This window comes from Dorea ammoniilytica, from assembly GCF_025567415.1.
Taxonomy (GTDB): domain Bacteria; phylum Bacillota; class Clostridia; order Lachnospirales; family Lachnospiraceae; genus Claveliimonas; species Claveliimonas ammoniilytica.
In genome coordinates this window covers 74,864-82,820 of record NZ_JAOQJV010000011.1, presented here as the reverse complement: position 1 = coordinate 82,820, position 7,957 = coordinate 74,864, and the positions used below count along the sequence as shown (strand labels likewise).

Annotated in this window: 8 protein-coding genes; 6 read left to right on the top strand and 2 right to left on the bottom strand. The window is 44.6% G+C overall.

Going from position 1 to position 7,957, the window contains the following annotated elements; all coding sequences use genetic code 11:
• Positions 1-187 precede the first annotated feature (187 nt).
• Positions 188-484 carry a hypothetical protein gene (locus tag OCV65_RS09270; RefSeq protein ID WP_262581805.1) on the top strand — a complete coding sequence of 99 codons (297 nt, stop codon included), beginning with the start codon at positions 188-190 and terminating at the stop codon, positions 482-484.
• A complete protein-coding gene (locus tag OCV65_RS09265; RefSeq protein WP_262581803.1) occupies positions 463-2,046 on the top strand; it encodes a recombinase family protein in 1,584 nt (527 codons plus the stop codon). Before OCV65_RS09270 ends, OCV65_RS09265 begins: the two co-directional genes overlap by 22 nt.
• A 214-nt stretch (positions 2,047-2,260) precedes the next feature.
• On the opposite strand, the gene OCV65_RS09260 is transcribed toward OCV65_RS09265, so the two are convergent.
• Positions 2,261-3,556, bottom strand: a complete 1,296-nt coding sequence (locus OCV65_RS09260; protein WP_008400148.1) for a tyrosine-type recombinase/integrase — start codon at positions 3,554-3,556, stop codon at positions 2,261-2,263.
• Positions 3,557-3,642: 86 nt separating this feature from the next.
• The gene (locus OCV65_RS09255) at positions 3,643-4,272 is read right to left on the bottom strand and encodes a helix-turn-helix domain-containing protein (protein WP_008402208.1); all 630 of its coding nucleotides are present in this window, start codon (positions 4,270-4,272) and stop codon (positions 3,643-3,645) included.
• Positions 4,273-4,443: 171 nt separating this feature from the next.
• Here OCV65_RS09255 and OCV65_RS09250 point away from each other — a divergent pair, with 171 nt between their 5' ends.
• The 4 genes from OCV65_RS09250 (at position 4,444) to OCV65_RS09235 (ending at position 7,860) form a co-directional block, all read left to right on the top strand.
• A complete protein-coding gene (locus OCV65_RS09250) occupies positions 4,444-4,674 on the top strand; it encodes a helix-turn-helix domain-containing protein (protein ID WP_004843519.1) in 231 nt (76 codons plus the stop codon).
• A 140-nt stretch (positions 4,675-4,814) separates the two neighbouring features.
• Positions 4,815-5,129, top strand: coding sequence for a hypothetical protein (locus OCV65_RS09245; protein WP_005337289.1), 315 nt, complete (start codon positions 4,815-4,817; stop codon positions 5,127-5,129).
• Between the two features lie 327 nt (positions 5,130-5,456).
• Positions 5,457-7,178, top strand: a complete 1,722-nt coding sequence (locus OCV65_RS09240) for a MobA/MobL family protein (RefSeq protein ID WP_020994093.1) — start codon at positions 5,457-5,459, stop codon at positions 7,176-7,178.
• Positions 7,156-7,860, top strand: coding sequence for a DUF6040 family protein (locus OCV65_RS09235; protein ID WP_044952226.1), 705 nt, complete (start codon positions 7,156-7,158; stop codon positions 7,858-7,860). Before OCV65_RS09240 ends, OCV65_RS09235 begins: the two co-directional genes overlap by 23 nt.
• Positions 7,861-7,957: the final 97 nt, after the last annotated feature.

The window sequence follows — 7,957 nt, the reverse complement described above, 5'->3', positions numbered from 1 at the left end:
CCGATGGTTAAACGACAGCAATACTATGCTTCACTGCAGGGGGCTGCATAAGGTCGAACATTCTTGAGAATAAAGTGTAAACCAATATTGACAATATCAGAGCGAGACTGGCAAGATTGCCTACTGGCGCTGCTCCGGCGGTGCCAAAACGAACTGCGGCATCAAGGGAATCCGAGAACCGGAGCTTATGGAGATTACCGCGCAGGTCATGGGCACTCCCGAATTTGATGGAGATGCCTTCCGGGAGCGGGTCGACCACATCACGATGGTGGAAAGCGGCAAACTGGAGTACACCTTCCTTGACGGCCACACGCAGGAAGCGGAATACTCGACTGAAAAGCCGAGTCACCCTTGGAGCGAAGAACAGAGAGCCAAGTTCAAGGAATCCGTCAAAGGCAGCTACACGCCAGAGCGCCGCAAGGCCATGAGCGAACACATGAAGAAAGTAAGGAGTGAGAAGCATTGGGCGTCCAAAAGAAAGTAAAGACCATACCGGCCACGCTGACCCGATTCACCGCGTCGCCGATAACAGAACAGAAAAAGCGCAAGGTGGCTGGTTACGCTCGTGTTTCCACAGACCATGACGACCAGTTCAGCAGCTACGAAGCGCAGATTGACTACTACACCAACTACATCAAAGGCCGCGACGATTGGGAGTTCGTTGAGGTCTACACGGATGAAGGCATCACCGGCACCAGCACCAAGCACCGCGAAGGCTTCAAGCAGATGATTGCGGACGCTCTCGACGGCAAGATTGACCTTATCGTCACCAAGTCGGTCAGCCGATTTGCCCGAAACACCGTAGACAGCTTGACCACCATCCGCCAGCTCAAGGAGGCCGGTGTTGAGGTCTATTTTGAAAAAGAGAACATCTGGACATTCGATGGTAAAGGCGAGCTGCTGCTTACCGTCATGTCCTCGCTGGCACAGGAAGAAAGCCGCAGCATTTCCGAGAACTGCACTTGGGGCCAGAGAAAGCGCTTTGCAGACGGAAAGGTCAGTGTTCCGTTCCAGCGCTTCCTTGGCTACGACCGTGGCCCGGATGGGAATCTGGTGGTCAACCGGGAGCAGACAGTCATCGTCAAACGCATCTACAGCTTGTTCCTACAGGGCATGACCTACCACGGCATCGCCGATGCACTGACCAAAGACGGCATCCCGACACCCGGCGGCAAGAAGAAATGGAGCATCTCCACCGTCAAAAGCATCCTCAGCAATGAGAAGTACAAAGGCGATGCGCTCCTTCAGAAAAGCTACACCGTCGATTTCCTGACCAAGAAGACCAAGGTCAACGAAGGCGAAATCCCGCAGTACTATGTCGAGGACAACCATGAAGCCATCATCGACCCGGAAGTATTCGAGATGGTGCAGCGGGAAATGGCCAAGCGCGGCAAGGGCAAAAAGTACCACAGCGGAGTCCACGCCTTTTCCACCAAAATCAAGTGTGGAGAATGCGGAAGCTGGTACGGCTCAAAGGTGTGGCACTCCAACAGCAAGTACCGCAAGACCATCTGGCAATGCAATCACAAATTCGATGGCGACTGCCGCTGCCAGACACCGCACCTGACGGATGAAGAAATCCAGCTGCACTTCCTTTCGGCGGCGAACAAGCTGCTGGCCACAAAGGCTGCGGTCATCGCCAACGGCAGAGAGATGCAGGCACTCCTGTTCGACACCACCGAGCTGGAAGCGGAACAGGCCCAGCTCCTCGAAGAAACGCAGGTGGTTTCCGACATGGTACAGCAGGCCATTCAAGAGAACGCCCGCACTGCTCTGAACCAGACCGAATACCAGAAACGCTACGACAGCTTGGTACAGCGCTTCGACCGGGCCAAGACCCGACTGGAAGAAGTCACCGCCGAGATTCAGGAAAAGCAGACGGCCAGCGCCAACATGGGAACCTTCCTGAATGCCTTTGAACAGATGCCGGATGCGCTGGCAGAGTTCTCCCTTGAAAGCTGGCACAGCATGGTAGACTTCGCCACCGTCTACAGCATCGACGACATCCGCTTCACCTTCAAGAACGGACAGGAAATCCAAGCATAATCCCATAGATGCACGAACGCCTCACTACTGGTTTTGATGCCAGCGGTGAGGCGCTTTTTTTGTTTTTCAATTCGTCAAACTGAAATTTATATAATTATTCCTCTAACTTTCCCCATTTTATAGGCTTTCCTGCCTGTCCATTAGTGAAATGATATGTAGTTTCCCTTATTTTTGCCCTTATGAGATAATCACAAGGGAAATAAGGGAATTTTTTTTAATCATTGCCTACCACTTTATCAAGAAGCCGAACCGATTTTCGTTTCGCATCTCTTGTGGAGTGAGCATAGACATTCATTGTGGTACTTACATCTGAGTGTCCTAATAATTCCTGCACATCTTTTGGAGCAGCTCCATTTGCCAAAAGGTTGCTTGTATAGGTGTGACGTAACTGGTGGAAATGAAAGCCTTCAAATCCCTCTAATGTTTTTGCCACCTTTCTGCATACCGTCCCCAAAGTAGTCGGAAGTTCCAGACAACCATCCGGTCTTAAGCAGACGAAAGAAATTTCTTTATAATCTGCCGGGACTTCCTCTGTTCTGTCTAAGCAGTAATATTCGTAGTACACTCTGTTTTTCTCTTTGACCTCTTTGTAGTAGTTCGTGTGATAAAGTTCTCCGTACTGCATTCGATTTTTTAACTGCTCTTTCCGGGCATTGCGGAAAATCTCTACCAGCGTATCTCCAAAATCAACAATCCTCACTTTTTTCCGCTTGGTTGGTCCGATGATATATTTGCGCTTTGAGCCATCATATCGGATGCTGCGTCTTATGGTAAGGCATTGTTCTTCCAGATTTACGTCCTGCCATGCCAAACCACAGGCTTCTCCAATACGAAGCCCGGCATAATAGGCTATCTGGATTGGAAGTATTGCGGCTGGGTTCTTTTTTTGAAGATACGCAAGCAGTCTTTCATAATCTTCTCGTGAAATTGGTTGGATATTTCCGTCCATGTCCTCATCCGAAAACAAATCAACTTCGTCCGTCTGATACCGCAGTTTAATATACTGCATGGGATTGAACGTAATATACTGTTTTGGAAATACTGCAAAGCGGAAAGACTGCTGCATGACTGCGGAAAAAGAATGGATGTAATCTTTGCTGTAACCCTTTCTCTCTTTTCCATCGGGATGAACTCCCCCGAAGGAAAGCAAATCAAAGAAAGATTGCAAATGCTCAGAGGTTACATTTTTTAATTTCCGTTCTGCCAGCGGATGTTTCTTAATATTTCGGATTGTTCCGAGGTAATTCTCCACAGTACCATTGCTGAGCGTACCTGTTTTTAATTCCTCCTCTGCCCACACATCCAGAAGTTGTCCGACTGTGAGATTTTCCGCTTTGGCAACAAATTTCTTTTTCTCATAATCATCCATTGCCTGACGGAGCAGCTTTTCAGTTTCACTTTTGCTTTCTGTTCCAACGCATTCTTTCTGAACAAGATTGCCGCTTGCGTCCTCTACATAGAAGCGGTAGTACCATTTCTTTCCTTTTTTTCTTACAGATCCTTTTGCCATAATCGTATGTCTCCTTTCGATATTAGACAATCGGAACTGATGAAATGCTTCGTGCGTGTAAGTATATCATAACTCCGGTTGTCTTACTATACCGATTCGGAATCTTCGTATAAGACTTCTGATAAAAGATTTGCAAGCCTTTGTTCTGCTGTTTTTGGTTTCTTGGAATAGAGCCTTACAACGTCTGCCATCTCATTAAAAGCATTGATGGTAGGAGTGATTTCCCTTAAGAACATAATCTCATTATATTCATCATTCGATTCAAACCCTATTGTTTTGGCAATATCCGTCTGACCAGCATTCCCCTTGAAGTTTTTGCAGGCGAACTGAAAGGAATCCAAAAACAGACCATATTGTTTTAACATCAGCAGTAATAAATCTTTTGAAAAAGCATCTTCTTCTTTGGTAAGGGCAAGCGGTAACTGTTCCAGAATATCTCCCATCGCATCACGAATCTGTAACTCTCTCTTATCCGTAATGTCGGTTTCATATTCATCTGTTTCCCCTTTGAGCCATTCCACAGATACATGGAGTGCTTCCGAAAGACCTTCCAGCACCATTTTTTTCGTATTGTCAATCGAACCATTCTCATAACGCAGGATTGTAGAAGCGGTAACCCCCATCTTTTCTGCGACATAAGGCTGTGTCAGATTCAATTCCAGACGGCGCTGTTTTACTCTGCTGCCTATCAGCTTGCGTAGTTCTTTATCTTTCATGCTGACTGCCTCCTTTTTCGGTATGTATGAATTATAGCATTGTTTTTCCAAAATTGCAATATGCAATATAATATTTGCTTTTAATATTTCGTAACGCTTGACAAAAAGATATGAAAAGGATATACTTACATCACAAGAATTGCATAATGCAATTTATAAGGAGGTGATTATATGACGCAAAGAAAAATTGCATTATCCATCGAAGAAGCTGCTGACTATACGGGAATCGGCAGAAACACCTTAAGACAGCTTGTAGAATGGAAAAAACTTCCAGTATTAAAGGTTGGTCGCAAAGTCCTGATTAAAACCGATATTCTGGAAATGTTTATGGAAGCGAATGAAGGTCGTGATTTGAGGGATAGAGGAAATGTAAAAGCCGTAACAAGAACTGCGGCAAATTAAAAAGGCGGCTTCCAAAGAAACCGCCAAAGGTTCTATCAGACCGAAGCCATGATATACCTACACGCAAGAAGATTATACCATGTGCTTCTTCTGATACGCAACCAAGAACTTATGTTTGCAAGAGAAAGGAGAATGTAAGAATGGCAAAATCAACAAAAAGTTATGAAGAACGAATGCTTGAAATGGAAAAGAAAGAGCAGGAAAGCCTTGAAAAGGCGAAAAGATATGCAGCACAGAAGAAAGAACTTCTGAAGCGAAAGAAAGCCGAAGAAAGTAAAAAACGAACCCATAGGCTCTGTCAGGTTGGCGGTGCGGTGGAATCCGTTCTTGGTTCGCCTATTGAGGAAGAAGACATCCCAAAGCTGATTGGTTTTCTGAAAAAGCAGGAAGCCAACGGGAAATTTTTCTCAAAGGCAATGCAGAAAGAAACAAATACCGATATGGAGGAAGTGTAATGGCGGAGGGGATGAGGTTTTCATTCCCTTCATTGCTTTTTTATGAAGGGCGCACTTATGGACAACCAGAGGTCGTCCCAATAAGTTTGCCACAAGTGGCAACCGGTCTGCGTTCACGCTTGCCGGGCTCGTTCCGTCGGCGGGGCTTTCAGCCAGACCTGCTCATGCCGCAGGAGGCACTCTTCGCCAGAGAGGCGCATTCCATGCAGGCTGCTATGCGCAGGGCACTCTTACGCAGAGGGCGTTCCGGCAATGCTGCTTTTCCTAAAACCGAAAGCAATGTTGCCGGAAATCTATGCCGGATGTGCAGAAAGGAGGAATCCAGACATGGCGATTTTTCATTACACAGTCAAAATAGTCGGACGAAGTAAAGGGAAATCTGTTATCTCCGCTTCCGCATATCTCAATGGGGATGTGATGAAAAACGAGGAAACCGGGAGAATCAGTTATTACACTTCTAAAAAAGAAGTGGTCTACACTCGGCTGATGATGTGTGAAAACGCACCTCCTGAATGGCAGATAGTACCAGAAGAAAATATAAAACGCTTTCAAAAATCTGTCCGATACAAAAGATCAGAAGATAAAGAAGCTGCTTTAGAAAAATTTAAAATCACATTTCAGAAACAAAGGTTATGGAATGAGGTATTGAAGATTGAAAAAAATGCAGATGCCCAACTTGGCAGGTCATTTGAATTTGCCCTTCCCAAAGAATGGAACAGACAGGAACAAATTCAATATACAACTGACTATATTCAAAAAACTTTTGTAGATAGAGGAATGTGTGCTGATTGGAGTATCCACGATAAAGGGGATGGCAACCCCCATGTCCATCTGCTTCTGACTATGCGTCCTTTTAACCCGGATCATTCTTGGGGAAAGAAAGAAGTCAAGGATTGGGATTTTCTCAGAGATAAAAACGGAAATATCGTGATTGATGAATCCCATCCGAACTGGTGGCAGGATAAGAAAAACCCTGACCGTCATGGAATCCGTATCCCTGTATTAGACGAAAACGGAATTCAGAAGATGGGTGCAAGAAACCGCCTGCAATGGAAACGGGTGCTGACCGATGCTACCGGATGGAACAATCCAAAAAATTGTGAACTGTGGCGGAGTGAATGGGCAAAGGTGTGTAATGAACATCTTCCTTTGCATAATCAGGTCGATCACCGTTCTTATGAAAAACAGGGAAAACTCCAGATTCCTACCATCCATGAAGGCGCTGACGCAAGAAAGATTGAACAAAAGTTTCTTGCCGGGCAGGAAATAAAAGGTTCGTGGAAAGTAGCGGAAAATCAAATCATAAAACAACAAAACACGTTATTGCAAAAGATACTGGACACCTTTGGAAAAGTATCGGGTGCATTATCATTATGGAAGGAGCGATTAAATGACATTAGAAGAAAGCCGGGAAATTATACCCTTAATGGAATCCATGATTGGGCAAATCGAAGAACAGCAGACCTTAATGGCAGAAATGATTCTGGAAATGCAGAACCGGGACACCCAACTCTCTCTTATGCAGGAACAGAATCAGAAATTGCAAAAATTAAACAGCGAGTTATCCGAGCTGCTCAACATTTTGCCAAATACCGAGGAACTGCTTTCCAAGATGGAAGAACAGAAAACGAAGATAGAACTTTTGGAAAACGAAAATCAGCAATGGCAGAAATTGGCACAGACTCTGAACAGCGAAAACAGTTTATTGCTGAAACAGAACACCGAATTGCTGAACTGGAACAGCAAATAAGGAAAGGACGTGATATAGATGAACGAATCCAGAGAATCAAAGAACGCCGAACAGTTGGAAGAACTTCTGCTCTTGACCGAGGAGATACAAGAAGAACTGGAACAGAAAGACCAGCTTATCGAGGAACTGAAGACGCAGCTCAGCGAATCTCTGACCTTGAACGAGAAATTAAACAAAGAGAACAAAGCCGGGAATATTCAAGCATTAAAGAACGACTTGAAGCTGGCAGACAGAGCATTGCAGATCGAGAAAGAGAAGCTGCGAAGCGCAAACGTCATGATCGGGGAATGTCAAGATAAAATACGATGCTTAACACAACAACGGGATTATGCCCGGACACATCAGAAAATCGTAGAGATACCGGTAGAAAAGCCGGTACTCTATGAAAAATGTGAAGCCTGTGACCGGACAGACTATCAGAATGCAAAAGCAAAATACGAAACACAAAAAGAGCGACTTGCAGGACAATATAAAGCAAAAACGGTAATGTTCCAAACAACCTTGTTCCTTCTTGCATGGTATTCGCTGACAACCACTCTTTTTCAGGCAGTACAGTCAGATGTGCTCCTTTCCGATTGTAAATCATTCTTCCATGATGCAGCGTCATTCATACAAACTTTTATCGGATGGACGATTGATGCTGGGCAATCTGTGGCACAGATCAGTACAAAAATTCCCAATGCGTTTATAGCCGGAATCATATATTGGTTATTGCTGATATTAGTTGTTGGAATATACGTAGCAGGAACAGGGATACTTGCGATACTGATAGAAATAAAGATTATAGAATTATATAAGAAAAACTGTTGGGATGTTATTACTCTACTAATGATACTGACAAGTGCTGTTGTCATCATTTATTTTGGAGAATCAATCAAAAAAGTAATGCCCATAAATCTTTTGTTTCTTTTATTATTTATACAGGGAATATATCTTGGAATCCGGTGTTATCTGAACACTCTTTACTGGACAAACCGATAAAAGAAAGGGCGGCAGTATTTTACTGTCGCCCTCTGGTTACTTATAAAGATTGGGTATTCTCTCTAATTCTATTGCTATATCCAATGATACTAACCAC

Coding starts and splice junctions, on each gene's coding strand:
- OCV65_RS09270 (WP_262581805.1), top strand. CDS start 188: ATGGAGATTACCGCGCAGGTCATGGGCACTCCCGAATTTGATGGAGAT.
- OCV65_RS09235 (WP_044952226.1), top strand. CDS start 7,156: ATGATCGGGGAATGTCAAGATAAAATACGATGCTTAACACAACAACGG.
- OCV65_RS09245 (WP_005337289.1), top strand. CDS start 4,815: ATGGCAAAATCAACAAAAAGTTATGAAGAACGAATGCTTGAAATGGAA.
- OCV65_RS09250 (WP_004843519.1), top strand. CDS start 4,444: ATGACGCAAAGAAAAATTGCATTATCCATCGAAGAAGCTGCTGACTAT.
- OCV65_RS09240 (WP_020994093.1), top strand. CDS start 5,457: ATGGCGATTTTTCATTACACAGTCAAAATAGTCGGACGAAGTAAAGGG.
- OCV65_RS09260 (WP_008400148.1), bottom strand. CDS start 3,556: ATGGCAAAAGGATCTGTAAGAAAAAAAGGAAAGAAATGGTACTACCGC.
- OCV65_RS09255 (WP_008402208.1), bottom strand. CDS start 4,272: ATGAAAGATAAAGAACTACGCAAGCTGATAGGCAGCAGAGTAAAACAG.